Below are 24,683 nucleotides of genomic sequence, written 5' to 3' on the forward strand. Positions count from 1 at the left end.
CCGCGCCCATGACGACCGTCCCCATTTCCAACATCCGCAATTTCTCCATCGTCGCCCATATCGACCATGGCAAATCGACGCTGGCCGACCGCCTGATCCAGATGACCGGCGGCCTCTCCGACCGCGAGATGGCGGGCAAGGAGCAGGTGCTCGATTCCATGGACATCGAGCGCGAGCGCGGCATCACCATCAAGGCGCAAACCGTGCGCCTGCAGTATCGCGCCAAGGACGGCAAGGACTACATCTTCAACCTGATGGACACGCCCGGCCATGTCGACTTCGCCTACGAAGTCTCGCGGTCGCTGGCGGCCTGCGAAGGTTCCCTGCTGGTGGTCGACGCCAGCCAGGGCGTCGAGGCGCAGACGCTTGCCAACGTCTACCAGGCGCTCGACAACAATCACGAGATCGTCCCGGTCCTGAACAAGGTCGATCTTCCCGCGGCCGAGCCCGAGAAGATCAAGCAGCAGATCGAGGACGTCATCGGCATCGATGCCTCCGACGCGGTGATGATCTCGGCCAAGACCGGCCTTGGCGTGCCGGACGTACTGGAAGCCATCGTCACCCGCCTGCCGCCTCCGAAGGGCGACCGCAATGCGACTCTGAAGGCGCTGCTGGTCGACAGCTGGTACGACGTCTATCTCGGCGTCGTCGTTCTCATCCGCGTCGTCGACGGTGTCATGAAGAAGGGCAGCCGCGTGCGCATGATGGGCACGGGCGCGGCCTATGACGTCGAACGCGTCGGCTTCTTCACGCCGAAGATGCAGCAGGTCGACGAGCTCGGCCCCGGCGAGATCGGCTTCATCACCGCCGCGATCAAGGAAGTCGCCGACACCCGCGTCGGCGACACCATCACCGACGACAGGAAGCCGGTGACGGAGATGCTGCCGGGCTTCAAGCCGGCCATCCCAGTGGTGTTCTGCGGCCTGTTCCCGGTCGACGCCGACGATTTCGAAACGCTGCGCGGCGCCATGGGCAAGCTGCGTCTCAACGACGCGAGCTTCTCGTTCGAGATGGAAACCTCGGCCGCACTCGGCTTCGGCTTCCGCTGCGGCTTCCTCGGCCTGCTGCACCTCGAGATCATCCAGGAGCGGCTATCGCGCGAGTTCGATCTCAATCTGATCGCGACCGCGCCGAGCGTCATCTACAAGATGAAGCTGACCGACGGCACCGAGATCGAGATCCACAATCCCGTCGACATGCCTGACGTGGTCAAGATCGCCGAGATCCAGGAGCCCTGGATCGAGGCCACGATCATGACGCCCGACGAATATCTCGGCAGCGTGCTGAAGCTGTGCCAGGACCGCCGCGGCTCGCAGAAGGAGCTGACCTATGTCGGCTCCCGCGCCATGGTGAAATACGATTTGCCGCTCAACGAAGTCGTGTTCGACTTCTACGACCGGCTCAAATCGGTCTCCAAGGGCTACGCCTCGTTCGACTATCATCTCACCGACTACAAGCCGGCCGACCTCGTCAAGATGCAGATCCTCGTCAACAACGAGCCGGTCGACGCGCTCTCGATGCTGGTCCACCGCACCCGCGCGGAGGGGCGCGGCCGTGCCATGGTCGAGAAGATGAAGGAGCTGATCCCGCCGCACATGTTCCAGATCCCGATCCAGGCGGCGATCGGCGGCAAGGTGATCGCCCGCGAGACGGTGCGCGCGCTGCGCAAGGACGTCACCGCAAAATGCTACGGCGGCGACATCACGCGTAAGCGCAAGCTTCTGGAGAAGCAGAAGGAAGGCAAGAAGAAGATGCGGCAGTTCGGCAAGGTCGACATCCCGCAGGAAGCTTTCATTGCCGCGCTGAAGGTGGATAGCTGAGCGAACGCTCGGGGTGGGCCGGCCCGTCTTCGGGGCCAGCCAGCAAAAATTGCGAAAACAACCCCATGCACAGTAGCCGCCCCCTTGGCGGCATTGCATTTTTTCGATTTTTCGAAACCCGTTTGCCTCGTCGGGCAAAACAGGGGCATCGTGCCATCATCGCGGCGCGTGATCGGCCGGCCCAATCCCGTCGAAGCAACCTGACGAACAACTGACGGCCGCGCCGATTTTCTACTGCCAGAATCTGTCACTGCCCTGCACTAGGTTTCCTTTCAGTGTACCAATCACTGAAAGGAACCCCATGACGACCCAGAGCGCCGGCAAGGCACAGCAAATCGCCAAGACCTATGTCGAGGCTATCGCCCACAGGAATGTCGATACGATCATCTCTGTCACCGCGGATGACGTCGTATGCACTTCGCCAATCGGGCGAATTACGGGAACCCAGAAGTTTCGCGCGTTCCACGACGGGTTCGCCCGCATGGTCAAGAAGGTGACGATCCTCGCCACCTACGGCGACGATGAGCAGGCTGTCGTCGTTTACAACGCGGACACCCATCCCGTTGCCAACGCCGTCGTCGCGGAGCTCCTCACGGTGAGGAACGGCAAGATCGCGTCGACCGAAGTGATCTACGACGCGTCTCCCTTCTCTGCCCATATGGCTGCGGCCCAACCGCATTGAGGCACGATCGACCATGAAGCGGATTCAATATGACAGTTACGGCGGCCCCGAAACGATGAAGCTTGAAGCCTTCGAGCTGAGGGCCCCGGGGACGGGCGAGGTCGCGGTCAAGGTCAAGTTCGCCGCAATCAATCCCATCGATTGGAAGGTGCGCAATGGCTCTCTGAAGATGCTGACCGGGAAGACATTTCCGCGCGCGATGGGCAGCGATTTTTCCGGCATCGTGACCGCGGTCGGCCCCGGTGTCACACGCTTCAAGATTGGCGATCCCGTGTTCGGCATGGCGCAGATAAGGAATGGCGGCGCGCTCGGCGAGGCCGTGACCGCACCCCAGACCTTCGTCGCCCGGAAGCCGGATTCGGTCTCGTTCGAAGACGCGGCCTGCCTGGCCACGCCGGGAGTTACCGCATGGAACGGACTCCTGGACAAGGCCGCCCTGAAATCCGGCAAGCAAGTATTCGTCAACGGCTGCACCGGCGCCGTCGGTGAGGTCTCGGTGCAGCTCGCAAGGATGCTCGGGGCGACCGTTGCGGGAACATGCGGTGCACAGGCGATGCGACGAGCCCGCGACCTCGGCGTCCAGCCTCTCTTCGATTATCGAGCAACCGATCTGTCGAAGATCCGTGAACGCTTCGACGTTGTCTACGACACGGCGGGAACGATGGCGGTTGCGGCCGGACTTGCTCTGCTGCGTCAAGGCGGCGCGTATCTCGACATCAATCCAACACCAGCCAAGTTCGTTCGCGCGGTCTTCAACCGGAGACTTAAGCCGATTGTCTGTATCGCGCGGGCCGATATCCTCGACGGCCTCGCCGCCGCCGCGGGAAATGGGAAGCTTCGTCTGCCGATCGCCGAGACCGTGCGCCTGAACGATGCGATCCCACTTATCGCGGCGCTCGAAACGGGGCGCAGGCTCGCCGGTAAAGCCCTGGTCGCGATGTGAGAATGCTGCCTGGACCATCGAAGCGGCACGACTGCTCGAGGCCGTGCCGCCCGCAACCCTGCCGCCAATTTCTGGCATGATCTGTGTTAGACTTGCGGCATGTCCAAGAGCCAGCGGCTATTCGACCTCATGCAAATCCTGCAGCGGCACCGCCATCCGGTGTCGGCCAAGAATCTTGCTGCCGAGGCGGGCGTGTCGTTGCGCACGATTTATCGCGACATCGCCGACTTGCAGGCGTTCGGCGCACAAATCGAGGGCGAGCCCGGCTTCGGTTATGTCCTGCAGCCCGGCTTTCTCCTTCCTCCCCTGATGTTCTCCGAGCAGGAAATCCAGGCTCTGGCGCTCGGTGCCCAATGGGTATCCCGCCAGACTGACGAAGAATTCGCACTGGCCGCACGTGACGCACTCGCAAAAATCGGGGCCGTGCTCCCGTCGGAATTGCAACACAAGATCTACGACAATGCCTTTCACGTGGGGCGAAGACCGAGGCCGCCTGCTGAAGCCGTCGATCTTCGCATCGTGCGCCAGGCCATGCGCGACCAACACAAGCTTTCCATCGTGTATCGCGATCCCAAAGGCACGAAAACCACCCGGACCATCTGGCCGATTGGCGTCGCATTCTTCGATTCCCGGCGCATCCTTGCCGGCTGGTGCGAAATGAGGAAGGATTTTCGCTCGTTCCGAACGGATCGGATCGAGAGAATCAAGCTCAGGATGGAACGCTATCCCGGCCGCCGACGCGACCTCGTCAAGCAATGGCGGGCCCAAGTCGATGCGGATCGCGGCAAGCCTGCGGACTGACGATTAGCGCGCACCTTTCAAATTGCGGATGGGTCGAGCCCTTGCGAAGCCCGTCGACAAAGCGGGCGAAGCGGCTTCTCGCCGTTCTCGCCCGCGCTGCACGCTTGCCTTCTGGTCAATCACGCCTTCTGCTTCGCCTCGACGTAGCGCGCGAAGCTGTCGAGGATCGCCTGCCAACCACCCCTCTGCTGCTCCTCGGAGTGCGTCGTTTCGCCATCGAATCCGACGCGGACAACCACGCCGTTCGGGCCAGGCACGAACTCCACCTCGGCCTTGCGATCGAGGCGGCGGCATCACGTCCAGTGTGATCCACGGTCCTTCCGGCACGTCTCCATCCAAGGACGGACGAGACACCTGCTGGCATTGACGAAGGAAGGCTTGTTCGTCCGTAACCACATAGCCGAGAGGCTGAGCCCCTTTAATAAATCCTCGCAGGGAATCGTCCGAGAGCTCACCCGAATGGACACTTTGCTGATTTACGCAGAGGGCCGTTAGCAGCGGCCTGGCATGACAGACATCCAGTAGACTATCGAGGTGCCCGCCTGCTCCGTTCATCGCGTGACGCGCGACGCTCCAAGAGACTCCGCTGGCCTTGGCCAAATCGCCGCAGGTCGTGAACTTGCTATGCCGAGCGGATTCCATCAAGAGAGCAAGTGACTTCTCGATCTTGAGACCCTTGGAATTCCGCCTTGCTCTCTCTTCGAGCAGCTCTTTGTAAAAGATCGCTGTTCGTCGCGTTGCGTTTTTCGTGATTGCCTATCCAAGACTCAATTTCACTATCGCTCTTGTCTTTGAGATTCATATCGGCAGCCTCGTCCAACATTCTCAAATGCAATCAAAGTATAGCACTCTGTGCGATCAGGAGATCCAAGTTTCAAAGCTAGATCGCTGACTAGCCTTGCCCTCCGCCGCCTTCTGGGCCACCATCCCACCCGCGCACCATCAACAAAACCAACAGCGCCGAGGAAACGCATGAGCAAGCCGTCACGCTTCGACTATGGCTGGGTCGTTGTCGCCGCGGGTGCGCTGATGACGTGTGTCGGGTTCGGCACGATGCTGTCGCTGGCGGTGTTTTTGCAGCCGATATCGGAAGCGATGGGCTGGTCGCGCGCCGGCGTCTCGGCAGCGGCGACGCTGGATTTCCTCTGCATGGGATTTGCCGCGTTCCTGTGGGGTACGCTGTCGGACCGGTTCGGCACCCGCATCGTGGTGCTCGCGGGAAGTGTTCTGCTGGGGCTTGGTCTCGTGACCGCAAGCCAGGCGACAAGCCTGTGGCAATTCCAGCTTTGCTTCGGTGTGCTAATCGGCATTGCGGCCGGCAGCTTCTACGCACCGATGATGGCGCTCGCGAGCGCGTGGATCGAGACCAACCGCAGCCTTGCGGTGGCGCTGGTCTCCGCCGGCATGGGCGTGTCGCCGGTGACGATCGCGCCGACCGCGAGCTGGCTGATCACGACCTATGACTGGCGCACCGCGATGCTGGTGATCGGCATCGCTGCGTGGGCGCTGCTGATCCCCGCCTGCTTCCTGGTGCGCCCGGCGCCGGTGGCGGCGGGCGCCGCGGGTACCGACTCGGCGCCGGAGGTCGAGCTGACCGCGGCGCAGGCGCTGCGCACGCCGCAATTCATCGCGCTCGCCGCGGCACATTTCGCCTGCTGCGCAGCGCATTCCGGCCCGATCTTCCACATGGTGTCCTATGCGATGGTCTGCGGCATCGCTCCGCTCACGGCGGTGACGGTCTACAGCGTCGCCGGCGTCTCGGGCCTCGGCGGCCGCCTGCTGCTGGGCGCCCTCGCCGACCGCATCGGCGCGAAGCCCGTGCTGGTCGGCGGCCTGCTCGTGCAGGCGATGTGCATCGCGACCTATCTTGCGGTCGCTCAGCTCGGCGAATTCTACGCGCTCTCGGTGGTGTTCGGCCTCGCCTATGGCGGGGTGATGCCGCTCTATGCGGTGCTGGTCCGCGAATTCTTCGGCGCGCGCATCATGGGCACCGTGTTCGGCGCGGTGTCGGCCTTCGCCAGCCTCGGCATGGCGCTCGGGCCGTGGGCTGGCGGGCTCGTGTTCGACAATTTCCAGCGCTACACATGGCTGCACGTCGGCTCCTTCGCGATCGGCCTCGCCGCCGTCGCGGTAGCGCTGAGCTTCCCGACGAAACGCAGACCATTGCTCGACCCATGCTACGAGCCGGGATCATCCGCGCTCACCAGCCGTTGACGAAGCCGCGCTCCAAACGCTAAATGGTCATGTCGGAAAAGGCAGACTTGGTCTGGTAAGCCCAAGTCCTTTCGGTAACGAAAGCTCTGGTCTTTGGCCTCGCGCCCGGGATCCCCACGACGAACAACGGTCGCCGACCAGGCGATCCATGGTTCGTCCGTGAGGTCCTCAGGTTCGGGAAACGCTCCGGTCGAACATCGACAACGGAGTGGTCTATGCAAAATCCCGACACTGTCCCTTATGACGTCATCATTGCCGGCGCCGGTCCGGTCGGTCTGTTCCTGGCGTGCGAGCTGCGGCTTGCGGGCTGTTCGGTGCTGGTGCTGGAGAAAGCGCAAGATCCGCATTCGCCGCTCAAGCGCCTGCCGTTCGGGCTTCGTGGTCTTTCGGTGCCCACCATCGAAAGCTTCGACCGCCGTGACCTGCTGAATGATCTCAAGCTCCGCGCGGCCAGCCGCGACGTGCCGGTGACCGCGCACTGGATGCAGCAGCAGCGCCGCCCGGGCGGTCATTTCGCCGGCATCCAGTTTTTCCACGATCAGATCGACGGCACGCAATGGCCCTATCGCTTGCCGGGCCAGATCGGCAGCATCGCGGCCGAGATGGCAAGCATCGAGGCGGTCCTCGCGATCCGTGCCGCAACGCTTGGTATCGAGATCCGACGGGGCTGCGGCGTCGAGTCTCTCGCTCAATCAACCGATGGCGTCACCGTTGCAGCGGGCGGCGGAACGGTGCGAGGCCGCTGGCTCATTGGCTGCGACGGCGGGCGCAGCCTCGTGCGAAAGGCGGCCGGCATCGGTTTCACCGGCACCGATGCCGAGTTCACCGGCTATTCCGTGCAAGTCGAGCTGGCCGATCCGGCCGCGCTCAGGACGGGGCGCCATTACACGGCGTCGGGCATGTACACCTATACGACACCCGGCACGATCGCGATGGTCGATTTCGACGGCGGCATGGCTCATCGCAGCGAACCGCAGCGCGACCATATCGAAACGGTGCTGCGTAAGATCTCGGGCCTCGATGTGACAGTGACGCGCCTGCGGCTCGCCACCACCTGGACCGACCGCGCCTGTCAGGCCACCGACTATCGCGTGGGCCGCGTGCTGCTGGCGGGCGATGCCGCACACATCCATTCGCCGCTGGGGGGCCAGGGCCTAAACCTCGGCCTGGGCGATGCCATGAACCTTGGCTGGAAGCTCGCCGCGACCATTCGCAGCGACGCGCCGGCCGGCCTGCTCGACACCTATTCGGCCGAGCGGCGGCCGGTGGGCGCAAAAATCCTCGACTGGTCGCGCGCCCAGGTCGGGCTCATGCGTCCCAGCCGAAGCTCGCGCGCGCTCGAAGCTATTATCCGCGATCTCATCGACACGCGCGACGGCGCGACCTATTTCGCCGAGCGGGTCTGGGGCGTTTCTCTCCGCTATGACCTCGGAGATCTTCATTCATTGGTGGGGCGCAGCGTGCCCGACTTCGAATTCGTCGATGGAACGCGACCAGGCGAGTTGCTCAGAACGGGACGAGGGCTGCTGCTGGACTTCGACGCCCGGCCATCACTCCAAGCGCTTGCGCGCCGCTGGCAGAGGCGGATCGACTACGTCGCAAGCGACGCCCGGGATCGATTGGGCCTGACCGCCTTGCTCGTGCGCCCCGACGGCGTCGTGGGCTGGGTCAGCGAGGGGACACCGGACCTCGAGGAAGCATCAGAGGCTGCAGTGCGCTGGTTCGGTGAACCCGATTGAGGCGGGAACATGAAAAAGGCGCGTCCAATCCTCCGCGCCTCGCCATCGGACATGGCGCTCAACTCTCGCGAAACCCGTCGCTTCGTTACGTGAATGCGGCATCTGTTGCCCGATCGTGGGAACGCTCACTATCCGGCTCCGTGAGACCGAGCGCCATCGAGCTCCCGCTCCATGACGATCGTGCGTTCATCACCATAATAGCTGTCGCGCACGGCTCTGAACCCGAGCCGCGCATAGAACCCCTCGGCGGTGACGGACGAAGGGACGGTCAAGGCGGAGACGTTTCGCTCACGCGCTGCGCGCTCGACCTCCGCCATCAGCCGCTTGCCGACGCCTCGGGTCTGAACATCAGGTTCCACGAAGACGGTGCGGACGACTCTTCCATCAAGGCTTGCCGTTCCAATGATGCGGCCGCCAATGGCGGCGACGAAGACTGTACGCTTGCCTATCAGCTGCCTGACGGCATCCGGACTGAAGCTGCGCCCGACCCGTTCGATAATCTCGTCCGTGTAGTCCTTTGCGTTCGTCTCGCGCAGCGCATGCAAAATGACCTCGCTGATGCCATCGGCATCGTCTTCGCGCGCTGGCCGGATCGTGCACTCCATGGATCGCTCAACTGAAGCCGCTGGAAGGATTGGAAGCTCACGCCTGCGCCGCGACCGGCAATCAGCTTGTCGCGCAACCAAACTCAATGCTACCATTGGTAGCATAATAGTCGCAAGCCGCCCGAGAGGACACGATGGACCAGCCGATCCGCGGCGATGCTCGCCTCGCCCCGATTGTCGCCGGCACGGAGGGGCCGGCCGCGCTGGCGCCGGAGCACGCGCCGTTGAGCGAGATCGTCGACGCCTTGGCCGGCGGGCAGCTCACCGCCAGCGCGCTGGCCGAACTTTATCTCGCGCGCATCGAGGCCTATGACCGCAACGGCCCCGCGCTCAATTTCGTCCGCGCGCTCAATCCCGATGCGCGCGCGATCGCGGCCGAGCTGGACGACATCAAGCCATCGGTCGGGCGGCCGCTGGCCGGCGTGCCGATATTGTTGAAGGATAACATCGCCACCGGTGACAAGCAGCCGACCACGGCCGGCTCGCTGGCGCTGGAAGGCGCGCGCGCCAGGGACGACGCGACCCTCGTCAAGCTGCTGCGCGACGCCGGTGCGGTGATCCTCGGCAAGGCGAACCTGACGGAGTTCGCCAACATGCTCGCGGTCGACATGCCCTCGGGCTATTCGTCGCTAGGCGGTCAGGTGAAGAACCCTTACGCGCCGGCGCTGGCGGACGAACACGGCATCCCGGTCGTGCAGCCAGGCGGATCGAGCTCGGGGTCGGCGGTCGCCGTGGCGGCCGGCCTGTGTGCGGCGTCGATCGGCACCGAGACCTCGGGCTCGTTGCTGTTCCCCGCCAGCCAAAACGGTCTCGTCACCGTGAAGCCCACCGTCGGACTGATCAGCCGCGCCGGCATCCTGCCGCTCGCGCACAGCCAGGACACCGCGGGGCCAATGACGCGCACCGTGCGCGACGCGGCGCTGCTGCTGAACGTGCTGGCCGCCAGGGACCCGCTCGATCCGGCGACACGAAAGCAGCGGCGGCCCGTCGACTTCACCGCGGGCCTTGCCGCCGACGCTATCAAGGGCGCGCGCATCGGCGTGCCGAGCGACCCCGCCGATCCCTTGAACGATTGCTATTACGGCAAGCTGCCGCCCGACTGGATCAAGGTGATGACCGAGACGATCAAGGTGCTGGAGGATCTCGGCGCCGTCATCGTACGCGCCAACATGCCGACGCTGGGCTGGATCGGCGGGCCGGGCACGACCATGGCCGTGCTCAACCGCAATCCACTGAGCGCACACAAGGGCACCATCGCGAGGCCGCCGGTCGTCTTCCTCTACGAGCTGAAGCACGATCTCAACCTCTATTTGAGGGATTGGGCGACCGGCACGGACATCAAGCCATCAGCGACGTCATAGCCTTCAACGAAGCGAACGCGGGGAAGGCGTTGCGCTTCGGTCAGGACCATTTCCTGGCCGCTGACTTGACCAGGGGCGATTTGAGTGAGCGTGAGTACAAGTCGGCACGTGCCATGGACCTGCTCTCGGCCAAGACGCGCGGCATGGATGCTTACATGAACCAGCACAAGCTCGACGTGGTGCTGTTCGCCGGCGCCACGGGCGCCGCGATTGCCGCCAAGGCAGGCTATCCCAGCGTCATGGTGCCGGGCGGCATCGTCTCGGGGACAACGGAGAGCAAGGATACACCCGATTATCCGCTCGGCGTCGCCTTCGCAGGGAGAGCCTGGAGCGAGCACAAGCTGCTGCGGCTGGCCTATGCCTTCGAGCAGGCGACGCACGCACGCAAGCCGGCGCCGGGGCTCAATTCACCGCTCGCAGCGCGGCCGTGAAGGCGGCGAGATCGGTTCGCGCCGTTTCGTCCGGTGCCCATCTCGGAAGGTCGGCAAGCTGCTCGATCACGCGGGCCCGATCCTGCGGCAGCAGGAAGCTCGCCCAGACCTCGCGGGTGTCGCGGATGGCGGCGGCGACCAGCCGGGCGTTGGCGGGCGTGCCGGCGCCCTGGATCGCCGCGCAGACGGTGCCCAGGATGAATTCGGCGGCGCTCCGGCGGAAGCCCGTAAATCCATCCTGGCGGATACGGGTGCGCTGCTCCGGCGCGAGGCTCGCCATGAACAGCTCGCCCGCAACCGCCTCGCGCGCCATACCGCGGATGGCAAAGTTCATCGCCGCCGCGTACTGGTCGCCATACTCGGTCATGTTGCGCTGGAGCGCCGCAAGATCGGGCTGCGCCCCCGGCTTCGCGCCATAGAGCGCGAACAGCTTGGAGGTCGCGTTGGCGGCGTCCATCCACTCCATCAGCCAGCTCATGTCGCTCGCCTTCGCCGGCGGCAACGCCTCCAGGGCCTCGACGTCGAACACGCGGCCGAGCAGCGCGGTGGTCTCCGGCCGGGTCAGGTCGGGTCGCTCCCCTTTCTTCGCCACGCCTTCGACGTAGACCCGGAACATCCGCGCGGCCTCGCCCGCGGCGGCCGCGTCACGGGCCCCGTCCTGCGCCAACGCCGGCGAAGCGAGCGCGAGCAGGACGATGAGGATTCTGACGATCGGCATGGGCAACCTCATCCGGCGACACGTTCGTGGCGATGATGGTTGTTCGTCGCGAGCCGCGTTGCCGAGGTTCACGGCCCCGGCCTTCTTGCGGCGCGCGCGGAGATGGCCGCACCTTGATCCTCCCCGTCAAATAGACCACCATCCTGTTCTCACCGCTCACGACAGAAGGGGCGAGGACACGCGAATGTCGGAGCTTCCCGGATCTGAACTCGTCGAACGTGCCCGCGCCATCGCGCCGCTGATCGCGCGCGAAGCGGACGAAATCGAGCGGACGCGGCGGCTGACGCCTTCCGTGGTCGCGGCGCTGATCGAGAACGGATTCTATCGCGCCCTCCTCCCACGGAGCCTTGGCGGTGCGGAAGTCTCCATCGAAGCCTTCATGCAGATGCTGGAGGAAATCGCGAAGGCCGATGCGTCTACGGCCTGGTGTCTCGGCCAATGCAGCGTCTGCGCGATGATCGCGGCTTCGCTCGATCGCGATACCGCGCAGGAGATCTTCAACACCGCGCCCGGCATCCTCGCCTGGGGCGCGATCGCGCATGAGGCGCGCGCGGTCGCGGGCGGCTATCGCGTCACGGCGCGCTGGGATTTTGCCTCGGGCTCGCGGCAGGCAAGCTGGCTGGGCGCGCATGTGCGCATCGTCGATGCCGACGGGACGCCCCGCAAGAATGCCGATGGCTCGCCGGAAGTGCGCACCATTCTGTTTCCTGCCGCAAGTGCGACGTTGCACGACGTCTGGCAGGCGATCGGGCTCGCCGGCACCGGCACCGATTCCTACGAGGTGGGCGACCTCTTCATCCCCGAGCGCTTCACGGCGTTCCGCGACGTGCCGTCAGGCTTGCGCGAGACCGGCCCGCTCTACAGGATCGGCACCGGCTCTGCCTTCAGCCTCGGCTTTGCCGCGGTGTCGCTCGGCGTGGCACGCGCGACGCTGGATGCAGCGATTGCACTTGCGCGCGAAAAGCGCCCGTCACTGGCGGCCGGCGCGATGCGCGGCAACGCGGCGGTGCAGGGGCTGATCGGCCGCACCGAAGGCGATTTGCGCGCCGCGCGCGCCTATCTCTATGCCTCCGCGACCGCGATGTGGCGCGAGCTGTCCGCGACGGGCGAGTTCAGCGCCGCGCACCGCAGCGCGGTGCGACTGGCCGCGACCTGGACCATCCATCAATCGGCACGTGTGGTCGACACCGCCTATCACATGGCCGGCGCGACCGCGGTGTTTCGCAGCAACCCGTTCGAACGCCGATTTCGCGACATGCACGCGATCGCGCAGCAGATCCAGGCGCGGGATAGCCATTACGAGGATGTGGGGAAGGCAATCCTGTCAACGCCCGAGCCGTGATCCGCTTGTCGGCTCAAGCTCGGTGCGCGCCGAGCGACGGCGGCCGATCGCGGGCACGTTGGCTGGATCCATAGGGTTGCTCAACGCATTTTGATCACACCCTTCGGCAGCCTAAGGTAGCGTCTCACAACAGCATAATCTGCAGGACACGCCCAGACAAAAGGGAGGTGATATGCGCCGGATTCCAACCCTGATCGGTACGATCCTCTTCACGTTGGTCATGGCGGCATCCGCTTCTGCGGAAAAGGTCTATTATCTTCACGACCCCGGCGGAAACACCGCCGCGCATATCTACACGTACACACACGTCAACGCAGAATATGATCGCGTGGTGATCGACGGTCGCTGCAAGTCGTCTTGCACAACGGTCCTGGGGGTCGTTCCCCTCGACAAGATCTGCATTGCCCCGAGCGGCTATTTCATGTTTCACGCCGCGCATCACGGCGACCGCAGCATCAACCCCGGCGAGACTCAGTTGATGATGTCGTCCTATGCGCCCGCGGTGCGGGACTGGGTGATGAAGCACCACGCGCTCGAACAGGTGGACCCGTACACTTACCTGTACGCCCGGAATGTGACGTTCATCCGCCACTGTCGCCGGTAGCCCCGAACTTCAACCTGGAAGCGGACGCTCCAAGATCTACGCCACCAGCGCGGCGTCCTCGCCGTCGATGCCGCGCTGCGCGGCCAGCAGGCTGATGATCTCGGCGTTCGGCCGGGCCTTGCTGAACAGGAAGCCCTGGCCCTCGTCGCAGCCCTCGGTGCGCAGGCAGCTGAGCTCGGCTTCTGTCTCGACACCTTCGGCGGTGATGGTGACGCCAAGACCCTTCCCGAGGCTGACGATGGAGCGGATGATCGCCTGGGCCTCGCGGTTGGCTCCTAAATCGCGCACGAAGGACTGGTCGATCTTGATCTTGTCGAACGGAAAACTGCGCAAATAGCTGAGGCTGGAATAGCCGGTGCCGAAATCGTCCATCGAGATGCGCACCCCGAGCGCGCGCAGCGCATGCAGCGTCGCCAGCACCTGTGCGCTCTTCTCCAGCAGCAGCGTCTCGGTGATCTCGAGCTCGAGCCGCCGCGGCGGCAGGCCGGAATGCCTCAAGGCGTCCGTCACGATCGAAAGCAGATTGCCGCTTCGGAACTGCAGCGGCGACAGGTTGACCGCGACGCGAACGTCGTCCGGCCAGGTCGCGGCGTCCAGGCACGCCCGGCGCAGCATCAACCCGCCGAGCGGATTGATCAGGCCGGTGTCCTCGGCGACCGGAATGAACTCGGCCGGCGAGATCATGCCACGCTCGGCATGCGGCCAGCGCACCAGCGCCTCGAAGCCGGTGATGCGGCCGCTCTGCAGGTCGATCAATGGCTGATAGTAAGGGCGCAGCACGTCGTTCTGGATCGCGCCGCGCAGCTCGACCTCGATCTTGCGGCGGCTCTGCGCTTTGGCATCGAGCGCGGCCTCGAAGAAGGCGAAGGTGCCGCGCGCGTCCAGCTTGGCGCGCGACAGCGCCATGTCGGCGCTCTTGAGCAGCTTTTCGGAATCATCGCCGTCGCCCGGCGCCATCGCGATGCCGATCGAGGCGCCGATCACCACGGAATGGCCGTCGAGCAGATAGGGATCGGCAATCGCCGCGAGCAGACGTTTTGCCAGCATCACCGCGTCCTCGGGACGCGTCAGGCCGCTCTGCACGATCGCGAACTCGTCGGAATTGAGCCGTGCCAGCGCGTCTTCCTCACGCAAGGTGGAGCGCAGCCGCTTGGCGACGCCGCGCAGCAGCTTGTCGCCGACCGCGTATCCCAGCGTGTCGTTGACCGACTTGAAACTGTCGAGCCCCAGCATCAGCAGCGCGACCTTGTCGGTGCTGCGCCGCGTGTGCAGCAGCATCTCGTCCACCTGCTGGCGCAGCAGGCTGCGGTTGGGCAGGCCGGTCAGGCCGTCGTGCTGGGCCATGAAGGCGAGCCGAGCCTCGGCGCGCTTGCGCTCGGTGATGTCCATCAGCGCGAGCAGCACCGCCGGCCGCTCGGCATAGGTCAATTCGCGGGAATAGATCGCAAGGTCGATCAGCGCGCCGTCGGCCTTGACGTGCTTCCAGGTGCGGCCGGCCTGCTCCTCGCCGGTCGAGCCGGCGGTCCAGGGCGGCTCGCTGTCGAAAGCCTGCAGCGAGCGGATCTTCAACCGCTCGAACTCGGCGCGGCTGTAACCGTAATGCGCGACCGCGGCGTCGTTGACGCCGAGGATGCGCTCGTCGTCCAGCGCGCAGACGATCATGGGAACGGGATTGCCGTCGAACAGCAGGCGGAACGAGGCCTCGCGCTGCTTCAACTCGGTGATGTCGACGCGCAGGCCGACGACGCCGCCATCGTCGGTCAGGCGCTCGTCGATCAGGATGACGCGGCCGTCCGACAGCTTCTGCTCGTGGCGCGCGCCGGGCTGATAGAGCCTTTGCAGGCGCTCGGCGATCCACTCGTCCTCGTGGCCTATCGCCTCAGGATAATCGCCGCGAGCAACGCCGATGCGCAGCGTGTCTTCGAGACGCGCGCCCTCTTCGAACAGATCGGCGGTCTTGCTGTAGATCTCGGCGTATTTCTTGTTCCAGAGGACGTAGCGGCCTTCGGCGTCGAGAAACACGATGCCTTGCGGCAGGATGTCGACGGCCTGGCGCAGGCGCTCGTGGGATTTGCGCGCGTCCGCGATCGCAGCTTCCGCCTCGGCGCGGCTGCGCAGGACTTCATCGCGCTCCGTAAGGGCGCGCGGCGCGCGCGCGAAGCGCGGCTTGCGCGGCGATTGGCCGGCCCGGGCAAGCACGCTTTGCTTTCGTTTTCTTGTTTTTCGAGACCCCAAACCCAACTTCACTCGTCCCAGTCGCGCCCAACGGCGCAAGTTTTGGGGCAAGTGTCTGAAAAAAAGTAATCTTGGGTGGTCCGGCCGGACGCGGCCGCGCCTTGCGGCGGCTGTAGACCGGATCGATTTGCCTGTTTGAGAGGCGCAGCAGCGTCACAGGGCGCGGCAAACCTGTTGCCTCGCCGCTATCGCAGAAAGACCGCAAATATGCGCACTATTCATGATTCAATTCCGAAAATGCATCGGCTTGCATGCCGGCGGAAAACGGTCCTCGCTCCGCGCATGAATTTTGGTCAATGCAGGATACGGTTATCGCACTGTTAAGAATCCGGCTGGCTCCACGAAAAAACACGACTTTTGGACGACCTTGTTGGACGTGGGATCGACATGCCGGGCGCGCCTTCGCGCTGGGGCAACGGTCGTCAAGACGCTGTGAGATCGTCCGCCGAAGCACAGCCCCATTCTTAACCCCGACGCCGTGTTGGGTTATAAGGGCTGCGCATGAGTCCCCGCCGCCTCACCCCTCTCCTGGTTTTAGCGGCGTTCCTGACCGCCGGCGGCGCGCTGGCCCAGGACAAGGGCAGCGTCACCCCGAAGCCGCTGCCGCCGCTGGCCAATCCCAACGACCCCGATCTCGCCGCCAAGGAGCTGTTCGCGCGCAAGCTGCTGCCGTCGAAGGGGGCGGCCCATGTCATCGGCTCCTACACCAAGGGCTGCATCGGCGGCGCCGAGCAGATGCCGCTCAACGGCGACAATTGGCAGGTGATGCGGCTGTCGCGCAACCGCAGCTACGGCCACCCCGAGATGATCGCGCTGATCAAGCGGCTCGCGGCCAAAGCGCGCAAGGACGCGGGATGGCCCGGCATCCTGGTCGGCGACATCGCTCAGCCGCGCGGCGGGCCGGCGCTGTCGGGTCATGCCAGCCACCAGATCGGCCTCGATGCCGACATCTGGCTGACGCCGATGCCGGACCGCCGCCTCTCGCGCGAGGAACGCGAGGACATGTCGGCGGTGATGATGGTGCGCCGCGACCGGCTCGACATCGATCCAAAAGTGTTCACGTCAGGCCATGTGCTGGTGCTGCGCGACGCGGCGCGGGAGCCTGCGGTGCAGCGCATCTTCGTCAACGCCGCGATCAAGAAGGCGCTGTGCCGCGAGGCCAAGGGCGACCGCGCCTGGCTCTCGAAGATCCGCCCCTGGTGGGGCCACGATTATCATTTCCACATTCGCATGCGCTGCCCAGCGGGCGCCGGCGAATGCGAGGGCCAGCCGTCGCAGGCCGAGGACGAAGGCTGCAAGCCCGCCGATCTCGCCTATTGGTTCTCCGACGCGGTGCTGCACCCCAAGCCGCCGCCGGAGCCGCCAAAGCCGAAACCGCCGATGACGCTGGCGCAGATGCCGGCAGCATGCAAAGCGGTGCTGCATGGGGCGGATGCAAAGCCGTAGTGTGTGTGGACCGCGCTGCCGCTGTCGTCCCGGGATGACGAACTCGTTGGTTGGTTCGCGTCATAATAATGCGTTAGGATGACCTCGCCGCTCAGCCGTAAGCCCGCGGCATCTCCGGGACGCGCATCCCGTCGAACAAGCCTGACCGCAAGCCTCGCACCGCTCGCGCGGCCAACGATGGGATTTCACATGCGCGTCTTTGCCTTCCTCGCTGCACTCTCGTTCGGCGCGACCTCCGCTCTCGCCGCTGAAGAACCGAGCGGCTGCGACAAGTTCAAATGGCCGATCGAGCGCGAGCGCGCCGCGCTCACCGCGCCGGACCGCACAACACTCGCATCGGGCAGCGAGCAGGCGAGCTTGCCCTCCTCGGCCATCACGCTGGGACTGGTTGCTCCAAGCGAGGCAAAACTGCCGACGCCGCCGGAGCGCGCGCCCAAGGACGGCAGCTTCGCCGGCTTCACGAGCGTCAAGTCCGCCACGGCCGGGCTCTACACGATCAGCCTGTCCGCCGGCGCCTGGATCGACGTGGTCCAGGATGGGCATGTTCTCAAGCCCGTGGCCTTCAGCGGTGCCACCGGTTGCGGCGGCATCCGCAAGTCCGTGAAATACGAGCTTTCGGCGCAGCCTTTCGTCCTTCAGCTCAGCGGCGCCAAGGAGAATTCGGTCGGGATCGCGATCCTGCCGGCGCAATAGGCCCGCCCGGCCGGACAAGCGGCCACCCTTTGACCTCGGGCGCCAGCCTGCTATCTTCGCAATTGCGATATCCCTGCCGGCCGTAAGCCGCAGCCGGGCCCCGTGGAGCAGCGCTTCCACCCGTCGCGACCTGACCCACCAACGCCAGACCTGTGCGTGCATCTTGCGCGCGCGGACTCGCACGGAGCGCTCCCCATGTTACGCATTTGTCGACTTTTCACCGCCCTCGTGATCCTCGCAAGCGCGAGCCTTTCGCCGGCCGCCGCCGAGGACAAGACCATCACCGTGTTCGCCGCGGCGTCCATGAAGAACGCGCTCGACGAGATCGATGCCGCCTACACCGCCAGGACCGGCGTCAAATTCTCGGTCAGCTATGCCGCGAGCTCGGTGCTGGCGCGGCAGATCGAGCAGGGTGCGCCGGCCGACGTGTTCGTCTCCGCCGACACCGACTGGATGGACTACGCGATCGCCAGGAAGACCATCAACGAGCCTTCCAGAGTCAATCTGCTCGGCAACAGCATCGTGCTGATCGCGCCAAAGGATTCCAAGATCGACAACGTCACCATCACGCAAGGTTTCGACCTCGCCAAGCTTGCCGGCGACGGCAGGATCGCAACCGGCGACGTCAAGTCCGTACCCGTCGGCAAATACGCCAAGGCGGCGCTGGAGAAGCTCGGGGCATGGCACGCCGCCGAGCCGAAATTCGCGATGGCCGAGAGCGTGCGCGCCGCGCTGACGCTGGTGGCGCGCGGCGAGGCCAACCTCGGCATCGTCTATGCCACCGACGCCAAGGTCGAGCCCGGCGTCAAGATCGTCGGCACCTTCCCGGCGGAGTCGCATCCCGCGATCATCTATCCGGTCGCCGCGACCACGACGGCGAAGGACGGGACCAGCGACTATCTCGCCTTCCTGCGCTCCTCCGCCGCCAAGACCATTCTGGAAAAATACGGCTTCAAGTTCCTGGTCAGCCCGACAATCTGATATTCACCACTTGATGTCAGACATCTCTCCCGCCGAATGGACCGCGATCCTGCTCTCGCTCAGGGTCGCGATCATCGCAACGCTGGTGGCGACGCCGTTCGGCATTGCGCTGGCGTGGCTGCTTGCCCGCAAGGACTTTTGGGGCAAGTCGATGCTCGACGCATTCGTGCATCTGCCGCTGGTGCTGCCGCCTGTCGTCACCGGTTATCTCCTGCTCCTCACCTTCGGCCGCAAGGGACTCGTCGGCGGCTTCCTGGCCGACACTTTCGGCATCGTCTTCGCCTTCCGCTGGACCGGAGCGGCGCTTGCCTGCGGCCTGATGTCGTTCCCGCTGCTGGTGCGCCCGATGCGGCTGTCGATCGAGGCGATCGACCGCCGGCTCGAGCAGGCCGCCGAGACGCTCGGAGCCGCGCCATGGAAAGTGTTCTTTACGGTGACGCTGCCCTTGGCGCTGCCCGGCGTGCTCGCCGGCATGGTGCTGGGCTTTGCCAAGGCGATCGGCGAGTTCGGCGCCACCATCACCTTCGTCTCCAACATTCCCGGCGAGACCCAGACGATTTCCTCGGCGATCTATTCGCTGATCCAGACGCCGGACGGTGACGCCGCGGCCGGCCGGCTCGTGATCGTCTCGATCGTGCTGGCGCTGGGCGCACTGATCGCCGCCGAATGGTTCGCTCGCCGCGCTACGCAGCGCCTGCACGGGAATTGACCATGCTGCGCGTCGACGTCGAGAAGCAACTCGGTGAATTCTCGCTTCAAGCATCCTTCACCGGCGAGGGCCGCGTCATCGGCCTGTTCGGCGCCTCGGGGGCCGGCAAGACGTCGCTGGTCAACATGATCGCGGGGCTGCTGCGGCCGGACCGCGGCACCATCGTGCTCGACGGCGAAACCGTCGACGACACCGCGGCCGGCATCCATGTCCCGGCCTGGCGCCGCCGCATCGGCTATGTATTCCAGGACGCACGGCTATTCCCGCATCTCAACGTCGCGCAGAATCTCGACTATGGACGGCAGATGAACCGCCTGGCGCCGGATCCGGCGCAGCACAAGCGCGTCATCGACCTGCTCGATATCGGTAACCTGCAGGGCCGCCGTCCCGGGAAGCTCTCCGGCGGCGAGCGCCAGCGCGTCGCGCTCGGACGCGCGCTGCTGGCAAAACCGCGCCTGCTGCTGCTCGACGAACCGCTCGGCGCGCTCGACGAGGGCCGCAAGCTCGAGATCCTGCCCTATCTGGTGCGGCTGCGCGACGAGGCGAACGTGCCGATGGTCTATGTCAGCCACGACGCCGCCGAGCTGCGCCAGCTCGCGACGCAGATCGTGATGCTGAAACAGGGGCGGGTGACGAGTTTTGGCGGAGTGAAGGTGCTGATGTGAGGGCGTAGCCCGGATGGAGCGCAGCGCAATCCGGGACTCTTCCGTACCGATACAGCGGCCCCGGATTACGCTGCGCTCCATCCGGGCTACGAACTGTCATTCGAAAAGCGAAGGTCGAGCCCCGCTAAACTCCCGCCACCGACGTCCACACGTCCGCGAGCCTGCGCCGCAGCGCCTGCGCCCGCGTCAGCGGCGGTGGCGTCTCGTCTTCTTCCGGCAGGCGCAGGCCGACGACATTGACGCGGCCGCCGGAGATGCTGCGCGCGACCAGCACGATCTCGTCGAGCGGGAGCTCGGCGCCCTCTTTCGGGGCGCGGTCGAGATGGACGTCGAAATAATCGGCCAGCGTCAGCTTGCTCTCGTCCTCGCCGACCTTGACGCCGTAGATCCCGGCGAGCTCGGCCAGCGTGTGCTCACCGGAGACCATGAAGTCGCCGAGCAGATGCGGATCGGGCGCCGAGCTCGGCTGCATGTCGACGAAGAAACGGTCGAGCGATTCGGCCTTTTCCGGCGGCGCCAGCAGGTAGATGTAGTCGCCGGGCGCGATGGGGTCGGCCTCCAGCGGCGTCAAAATGTTCTCGTTGCGGATCACCAGCGTCGGCTTGGACCAGGACGGGATCAGGCCGCGGCGGAAATACAGGCTCTTGGGCCGCACCGGATAGCCGACCAGCTGTTGCTCGAGCTGGCCGGGCAGATCCAGCTCGACACGGCGCGGACCGCGCTCGGCGCGCGGCAGCGCCACGTGCAGCTTGCGCGCGGCGGGGGCCAGCGTCCAGCCTTGCAAGAGCAGCGAGATGATGACGACGACGAAGGCGACGTCGAAATAGAGATAGGCCTTGGACAGGCCGACCAGCATCGGGATCGAGGCCAGGAAGATCGCGACGGCGCCGCGCAGGCCGGTCCAGGCGATGAAGATCTTTTCGCGCCAGTTGAAGCGGAACGGCGCCAGGCACACGAACACGGCGATCGGCCGCGCCACCAGCATCAGCACGAAGGCGACCCCGACCGCCGGCAGCACGCTGGCCCCTAACCGGCTCGGCGAGACCAGCAGGCCGAGCAGCACGAACATCACGATCTGCGCCAGCCAGGTTGCGGCATCGAGGAAAGCCACCACCGAATTATGCGCGCGGGTCGGCCGGTTGCCGATGATGATGCCGGCCAGATAGACCGCGAGGAAGCCGGAGGCGTGCATGATCTGCGAGCCGCCGAAGATCACGAGCGCCGCGGTCGTCACGAACGGCGCGTGCAGACCCTGCGGCAGCGCGACCTTGTTGAGCGCGATGACGACGAGCCGTCCGCCGAAGACGCCGACGACGGCGCCCAGCACCGCCTCCTGGATGAACTCCATCGCCACATGGCTTGCGGAGCTCGATCCCAGTGAGATGTATTCGACCAGCATCAAAGTGAGGAAGATCGCGAAAGGATCGTTGGTGCCGGATTCGGCCTCCAGCGTCGCGCCGACGCGCGGGCGCAGGCGCAGGCCCTGGGTGTGCACCAGCAGGAAGACGGCGGCGGCGTCGGTCGAGGCGACCACCGCGCCGACCAGCAGCGACTCCGTCCAATTGAGGTCGAGCGCGTATTTGGCGAACGGCGCCGTGATCAGCGCGGTCAAGAGCACGCCGACGGTCGCGAGCACAACGGACGGCGCGAGCACGGTGCGGATGCTGGCAAAGCGCGTTCGCAGGCCACCGTCGAACAGGATCAGGGCCAGCGCCACCGAGCCGACCAGATAGGTGGTGCGGACGTCGTCGAACTGGAGCCCGCCGGGGCCGGAATCGCCCGCGAGCATGCCGATCACAAGGAAGACGAGCAGCAAGGGCGCTCCGAAGCGCAGCGCAAGCAGGCTCGACAGGATACCGGCCATCACGAGGACGGAGCCGAGCAATATGGCGATGCTGACGGAGTCGAGAGAGGCCATGCGGTGCTGCGGGTTACTCCGGAATGGACGCAATAAAGGGCTAGGCAGGCACCGGCAGTGCGCCCCCTCGCCCCGCTTGCGGGGAGAGGGTTGGGGTGAGGGGGGCTCTCCGCGGGGGCGGCGACAGATGGACTCGCGGAGAGTCCCCCTCACCCGGATCGCATCTGACGATGCGATCCGGCCTCTCCCCGCAAGCGGGGAGAGGCGAAGAGCGCGCTTGCCGGTACCCTATTCGTCCAACAATTATTCTGCTTCAGCATCTCTATCGTCGCCGCAGCGGCACGCCAACCCATTTCTCCCGCTCGCGGCAATCTGCCCGCATTTTACGGCCTTAACGCACTTCACTTCGCGGTGTATCGATGGCCCGGCCGCGCTCTTTGTGGGATTCTGCGGCTCCCTCGAATCAATTCCTCCCCGCTTGCCGACGAGACCGATGGACATGGACCTCAAGGACTTCATGGAGTTCGTGCAGACCACCGCGCGCAGCGTCGGGGCGGAAATCTCCTCGCCCTGGTTCTACCTGCAATTCGGCCTCATCCTGGCCGCGGCCGGCATCGCTTATGCCGCCGAGACCGGCGTGCGCAACCGGGTCGACATGACCGCGCTGACGATGCGCTGGCCGCTGCCGCTCCGGCACTTCGCCCGGGTGATGGTCTCCAGCGCCTCGACGGCGGTGTTCACCTTGCTCGTGATCATCTCGCGCGTGGTGATGTATCACGCGACCTGGCCGAGCCGCTCCTATCTGCTGATGGTCGCCGCCAAGCTGGGCTTCGCCTGGCTCGTGATCCGGCTGGTGACCTCGGTGCTGCGCAACGCCTTCATCGTCCGCCTGGTGTCGATCACGGCGTGGCTTCTCGCCGCGCTCTCGATCCTCGGCCAGCTCGATACGACGGTCGACCTGCTCGATTCCTACGCGATCGTGCTCGGCGGCCTCAGGCTGACCCCGCTGCTGGTCCTCAAGGCCGGCGCGCTCCTGCTGATCGCGCTGTGGCTCACCAACATCGCGAGCAATTTCGCCGAGAGCCGGATCAACGCAACCACCGATCTGACGCCGTCCGTGCAGGTGCTGCTGGTCAAGATCATCCGCATCGGGCTTCTTGCCGTCGCAATCGTCATTGCGCTCGGCGCGGTCGGCATCGACCTGTCGGCGCTTGCGGTGTTCTCCGGCGCGGTCGGCGTCGGCATCGGTATCGGCCTGCAGAAGATCGTGGCCAACTTCATCTCGGGCATCATCCTGCTTGCCGACAAATCGGTGAAGCCCGGCGACCTCGTCACCATCGGCGACAATACCGGCCGCATCAGCGCGATGAAGACGCGTTACATTTCCGTCGCCGCCGGCGACGGCCGCGAGTTCCTGGTGCCGAACGAGGATCTGGTGACGCAGAAGGTCGTCAACTGGACCTATACCGACAAAAACACGCTGGTGAAGATCGCCTTCGGCACCAATTACGACGCCGACCCCCGCCTGGTCACCAAGCTCGCCGCCGAGACCGCAGCGGCCCATCCGCGCGCGACGAAGGGCAAGCCGCCGAACTCCATCCTGACCGAGTTCGCGGAAGCCGGGATGAAGTTCTCGCTGACCTTCTGGATCGCGGACCCCGACGGCATGGACAACGTCAAGAGCGACGTGATGCTGGCACTGTGGGACGCCTTCAAGCGCGAGGGCATCCGGGTTCCCTACCCCGTCCGCGAAATCCGCATCCGCGGCGGCGCGCTGCCGGTGGAAACCACCGTAGAAGTCCCGAATTAGGCCCGCTTTCGGGCGCAACAGGCGGCAAGATCCTTGTTTGACGCGTTTTCTTCACACGAACCGGTAGCCACGTCGCTCGAAAACGCTCCGCCTTGGCTTGCGCGAAGGCCCGCAATCATTAAATTGGGGCCTGAAATCAAGACTTTCCGCCGATAAGCCCACCTCAGAAGATTGCGCCCGCATGAGCTACGTCGAAGCCTCCGATACCTCCCTGCGCAAGACCGGACAGATCAAGCTGCATGGGCCGAGCGCCTTTGCCGGCATGCGCAAGGCGGGCGCGCTGGTGGCCAAGTGCCTCGACGAGCTCACCGACATCGTCGGGCCCGGCGTGCCGACCGAGCGCATCGACGAATTCGTCCGCGACTTCGCCTTCAGCAACAATGCCTATCCGGCGACGCTGATGTATCGCGGCTATCGCTACTCGACCTGCACCTCGCTCAACCATGTGGTCTGTCACGGCATGCCCGGTGACCGTCCGCTGAAGGAAGGCGACATCGTCAACATCGACGTCACCCTCATCGTCGACGGCTGGTATGGCGATTCCAGCCGGATGTATGCGGTCGGCCCGATCGCCCGCAAGGCCGAGCGGCTGATCGAGGTGACCTATGAAGCGATGATGCGCGGCATCGCCGCGGTGAAGCCCGGCGCCACCACCGGCGACATCGGCCACGCCATCCAGAGCTTCGTCGAGCCGCAGGGCATGAGCGTGGTGCGCGATTTCTGCGGCCACGGTCTGGGCCGCATGTTCCACGACGAGCCGAACATCATCCATATCGGCCGGCCCGGCGAAGGCGTGCAGCTCAAGCCCGGCATGTTCTTCACCATCGAGCCGATGATCAATCTCGGCAAGCCGCATGTGAAGATCCTCTCCGACGGCTGGACTGCCGTCACCCGCGACCGATCGCTGTCGGCACAGTTCGAGCACTCCGTCGGCGTCACCGCTGATGGCGTCGAGATTTTTACGCTGTCGGAGCGGCACGGCGAGAAGCAGATCGGGTGATCCTTCAGGGTCACCCTTAGGCATCA

At 65.2% G+C, this 24,683-nt stretch carries 21 protein-coding genes and 1 pseudogene; 17 read left to right on the top strand and 5 right to left on the bottom strand.

Annotated elements, in window-relative coordinates:
• The first annotated feature begins 8 nt into the window (after window positions 1-8).
• From lepA to GGD65_RS23480, 4 genes are all read left to right on the top strand, one after another.
• On the top strand, window positions 9-1,820 hold the full coding sequence (gene lepA / locus GGD65_RS23465; protein ID WP_026201664.1) for a translation elongation factor 4: 1,812 nt from the start codon (window positions 9-11) through the stop codon (window positions 1,818-1,820).
• A gap of 301 nt (window positions 1,821-2,121) precedes the next feature.
• Window positions 2,122-2,502, top strand: a complete 381-nt coding sequence (locus tag GGD65_RS23470; protein ID WP_179732014.1) for a nuclear transport factor 2 family protein — start codon at window positions 2,122-2,124, stop codon at window positions 2,500-2,502.
• Window positions 2,503-2,515: 13 nt separating this feature from the next.
• Window positions 2,516-3,445 carry an NAD(P)-dependent alcohol dehydrogenase gene (locus GGD65_RS23475; protein ID WP_183236742.1) on the top strand — a complete coding sequence of 310 codons (930 nt, stop codon included), beginning with the start codon at window positions 2,516-2,518 and terminating at the stop codon, window positions 3,443-3,445.
• A 99-nt stretch (window positions 3,446-3,544) separates the two neighbouring features.
• Window positions 3,545-4,246 (top strand): YafY family protein, encoded by a 702-nt coding sequence (locus GGD65_RS23480; RefSeq protein ID WP_183236743.1) that lies wholly within the window; start codon window positions 3,545-3,547, stop codon window positions 4,244-4,246.
• 119 nt (window positions 4,247-4,365) lie between these two features.
• Here the strand turns inward: GGD65_RS23480 and GGD65_RS23485 are convergent.
• A pseudogene (locus GGD65_RS23485) lies at window positions 4,366-4,527 on the bottom strand (SRPBCC domain-containing protein); the annotation flags it as partial.
• Window positions 4,528-5,218: 691 nt separating this feature from the next.
• On the opposite strand from GGD65_RS23485, the gene GGD65_RS23490 reads away from it, so the two are divergent.
• Both GGD65_RS23490 and GGD65_RS23495 read left to right on the top strand, forming a co-directional pair.
• The gene (locus GGD65_RS23490) at window positions 5,219-6,460 is read left to right on the top strand and encodes an MFS transporter (protein WP_183236744.1); all 1,242 of its coding nucleotides are present in this window, start codon (window positions 5,219-5,221) and stop codon (window positions 6,458-6,460) included.
• 215 nt (window positions 6,461-6,675) lie between these two features.
• Window positions 6,676-8,199, top strand: coding sequence for an FAD-dependent monooxygenase (locus GGD65_RS23495; RefSeq protein ID WP_183236745.1), 1,524 nt, complete (start codon window positions 6,676-6,678; stop codon window positions 8,197-8,199).
• 128 nt (window positions 8,200-8,327) lie between these two features.
• Here GGD65_RS23495 and GGD65_RS23500 read toward each other — a convergent pair whose 3' ends face one another.
• Complete coding sequence (locus GGD65_RS23500; protein WP_183236746.1) at window positions 8,328-8,804, bottom strand: GNAT family N-acetyltransferase; 477 nt, start codon at window positions 8,802-8,804, stop codon at window positions 8,328-8,330.
• A 134-nt stretch (window positions 8,805-8,938) separates the two neighbouring features.
• On the opposite strand from GGD65_RS23500, the gene GGD65_RS23505 reads away from it, so the two are divergent.
• Window positions 8,939-10,165, top strand: coding sequence for an amidase family protein (locus tag GGD65_RS23505; RefSeq protein WP_246783386.1), 1,227 nt, complete (start codon window positions 8,939-8,941; stop codon window positions 10,163-10,165).
• Window positions 10,166-10,245: 80 nt separating this feature from the next.
• Entirely contained in the window at window positions 10,246-10,596 is a 351-nt protein-coding gene (locus tag GGD65_RS40285) for a hypothetical protein (RefSeq protein WP_246783387.1), read from the top strand.
• Here GGD65_RS40285 and GGD65_RS23510 read toward each other — a convergent pair.
• Window positions 10,568-11,314, bottom strand: coding sequence for a hypothetical protein (locus GGD65_RS23510; protein ID WP_183236747.1), 747 nt, complete (start codon window positions 11,312-11,314; stop codon window positions 10,568-10,570). The genes GGD65_RS40285 and GGD65_RS23510 overlap by 29 nt on opposite strands.
• Window positions 11,315-11,498: 184 nt before the next feature.
• Here GGD65_RS23510 and GGD65_RS23515 point away from each other — a divergent pair, with 184 nt between their 5' ends.
• Window positions 11,499-12,656, top strand: coding sequence for an acyl-CoA dehydrogenase family protein (locus tag GGD65_RS23515; RefSeq protein WP_183236748.1), 1,158 nt, complete (start codon window positions 11,499-11,501; stop codon window positions 12,654-12,656).
• Window positions 12,657-12,828: 172 nt separating this feature from the next.
• Window positions 12,829-13,260 carry a hypothetical protein gene (locus tag GGD65_RS23520; RefSeq protein WP_018316399.1) on the top strand — a complete coding sequence of 144 codons (432 nt, stop codon included), beginning with the start codon at window positions 12,829-12,831 and terminating at the stop codon, window positions 13,258-13,260.
• Between the two features lie 36 nt (window positions 13,261-13,296).
• On the opposite strand, the gene GGD65_RS23525 is transcribed toward GGD65_RS23520, so the two are convergent.
• The gene (locus tag GGD65_RS23525; RefSeq protein ID WP_183236749.1) at window positions 13,297-15,459 is read right to left on the bottom strand and encodes an EAL domain-containing protein; all 2,163 of its coding nucleotides are present in this window, start codon (window positions 15,457-15,459) and stop codon (window positions 13,297-13,299) included.
• Window positions 15,460-15,996: 537 nt separating this feature from the next.
• Between GGD65_RS23525 and mepA the strand changes: the two genes are divergently transcribed.
• The 5 genes from mepA (at window position 15,997) to modC (ending at window position 19,989) form a co-directional block, all read left to right on the top strand.
• Window positions 15,997-16,941 (top strand): penicillin-insensitive murein endopeptidase, encoded by a 945-nt coding sequence (gene mepA, locus GGD65_RS23530; RefSeq protein ID WP_183236750.1) that lies wholly within the window; start codon window positions 15,997-15,999, stop codon window positions 16,939-16,941.
• 189 nt (window positions 16,942-17,130) lie between these two features.
• On the top strand, window positions 17,131-17,634 hold the full coding sequence (locus GGD65_RS23535; RefSeq protein WP_183236751.1) for a hypothetical protein: 504 nt from the start codon (window positions 17,131-17,133) through the stop codon (window positions 17,632-17,634).
• A gap of 195 nt (window positions 17,635-17,829) precedes the next feature.
• Window positions 17,830-18,615 carry a molybdate ABC transporter substrate-binding protein gene (gene modA / locus GGD65_RS23540; protein ID WP_183236752.1) on the top strand — a complete coding sequence of 262 codons (786 nt, stop codon included), beginning with the start codon at window positions 17,830-17,832 and terminating at the stop codon, window positions 18,613-18,615.
• A 13-nt stretch (window positions 18,616-18,628) separates the two neighbouring features.
• Window positions 18,629-19,324: a molybdate ABC transporter permease subunit gene (gene modB, locus GGD65_RS23545; protein WP_018316404.1), complete on the top strand. Its 696-nt coding sequence runs from the start codon at window positions 18,629-18,631 to the stop codon at window positions 19,322-19,324.
• A gap of 2 nt (window positions 19,325-19,326) precedes the next feature.
• A complete protein-coding gene (gene modC / locus GGD65_RS23550) occupies window positions 19,327-19,989 on the top strand; it encodes a molybdenum ABC transporter ATP-binding protein (protein WP_183236753.1) in 663 nt (220 codons plus the stop codon).
• 124 nt (window positions 19,990-20,113) lie between these two features.
• On the opposite strand, the gene GGD65_RS23555 is transcribed toward modC, so the two are convergent.
• A complete protein-coding gene (locus GGD65_RS23555; RefSeq protein WP_183236754.1) occupies window positions 20,114-21,907 on the bottom strand; it encodes a potassium/proton antiporter in 1,794 nt (597 codons plus the stop codon).
• Window positions 21,908-22,340: 433 nt separating this feature from the next.
• Between GGD65_RS23555 and GGD65_RS23560 the strand changes: the two genes are divergently transcribed.
• Together GGD65_RS23560 and map are read left to right on the top strand one after the other, a co-directional pair.
• Window positions 22,341-23,657, top strand: coding sequence for a mechanosensitive ion channel family protein (locus GGD65_RS23560; protein ID WP_177237363.1), 1,317 nt, complete (start codon window positions 22,341-22,343; stop codon window positions 23,655-23,657).
• Window positions 23,658-23,838: 181 nt separating this feature from the next.
• Window positions 23,839-24,657 carry a type I methionyl aminopeptidase gene (gene map, locus GGD65_RS23565; RefSeq protein ID WP_183236755.1) on the top strand — a complete coding sequence of 273 codons (819 nt, stop codon included), beginning with the start codon at window positions 23,839-23,841 and terminating at the stop codon, window positions 24,655-24,657.
• Window positions 24,658-24,683 lie beyond the last annotated feature (26 nt).

The sequence above is a fragment of the Bradyrhizobium sp. CIR18 genome, assembly GCF_014198295.1.
Lineage (GTDB): Bacteria > Pseudomonadota > Alphaproteobacteria > Rhizobiales > Xanthobacteraceae > Bradyrhizobium.

Excerpts from the sequence above, each read along its gene's own strand:
- GGD65_RS23500 (WP_183236746.1), bottom strand. The coding sequence starts at position 8,804 with ATGGAGTGCACGATCCGGCCAGCGCGCGAAGACGATGCCGATGGCATC.
- lepA (WP_026201664.1), top strand. The coding sequence starts at position 9 with ATGACGACCGTCCCCATTTCCAACATCCGCAATTTCTCCATCGTCGCC.
- GGD65_RS23470 (WP_179732014.1), top strand. The coding sequence starts at position 2,122 with ATGACGACCCAGAGCGCCGGCAAGGCACAGCAAATCGCCAAGACCTAT.
- modB (WP_018316404.1), top strand. The coding sequence starts at position 18,629 with ATGTCAGACATCTCTCCCGCCGAATGGACCGCGATCCTGCTCTCGCTC.
- GGD65_RS23555 (WP_183236754.1), bottom strand. The coding sequence starts at position 21,907 with ATGGCCTCTCTCGACTCCGTCAGCATCGCCATATTGCTCGGCTCCGTC.
- modC (WP_183236753.1), top strand. The coding sequence starts at position 19,327 with ATGCTGCGCGTCGACGTCGAGAAGCAACTCGGTGAATTCTCGCTTCAA.
- modA (WP_183236752.1), top strand. The coding sequence starts at position 17,830 with ATGTTACGCATTTGTCGACTTTTCACCGCCCTCGTGATCCTCGCAAGC.
- GGD65_RS23495 (WP_183236745.1), top strand. The coding sequence starts at position 6,676 with ATGCAAAATCCCGACACTGTCCCTTATGACGTCATCATTGCCGGCGCC.
- GGD65_RS23520 (WP_018316399.1), top strand. The coding sequence starts at position 12,829 with ATGCGCCGGATTCCAACCCTGATCGGTACGATCCTCTTCACGTTGGTC.
- GGD65_RS23490 (WP_183236744.1), top strand. The coding sequence starts at position 5,219 with ATGAGCAAGCCGTCACGCTTCGACTATGGCTGGGTCGTTGTCGCCGCG.
- GGD65_RS23560 (WP_177237363.1), top strand. The coding sequence starts at position 22,341 with ATGGACATGGACCTCAAGGACTTCATGGAGTTCGTGCAGACCACCGCG.
- GGD65_RS23515 (WP_183236748.1), top strand. The coding sequence starts at position 11,499 with ATGTCGGAGCTTCCCGGATCTGAACTCGTCGAACGTGCCCGCGCCATC.
- GGD65_RS23475 (WP_183236742.1), top strand. The coding sequence starts at position 2,516 with ATGAAGCGGATTCAATATGACAGTTACGGCGGCCCCGAAACGATGAAG.
- map (WP_183236755.1), top strand. The coding sequence starts at position 23,839 with ATGAGCTACGTCGAAGCCTCCGATACCTCCCTGCGCAAGACCGGACAG.
- GGD65_RS23535 (WP_183236751.1), top strand. The coding sequence starts at position 17,131 with ATGCGCGTCTTTGCCTTCCTCGCTGCACTCTCGTTCGGCGCGACCTCC.
- GGD65_RS23480 (WP_183236743.1), top strand. The coding sequence starts at position 3,545 with ATGTCCAAGAGCCAGCGGCTATTCGACCTCATGCAAATCCTGCAGCGG.
- GGD65_RS23510 (WP_183236747.1), bottom strand. The coding sequence starts at position 11,314 with ATGCCGATCGTCAGAATCCTCATCGTCCTGCTCGCGCTCGCTTCGCCG.
- mepA (WP_183236750.1), top strand. The coding sequence starts at position 15,997 with ATGAGTCCCCGCCGCCTCACCCCTCTCCTGGTTTTAGCGGCGTTCCTG.
- GGD65_RS23505 (WP_246783386.1), top strand. The coding sequence starts at position 8,939 with ATGGACCAGCCGATCCGCGGCGATGCTCGCCTCGCCCCGATTGTCGCC.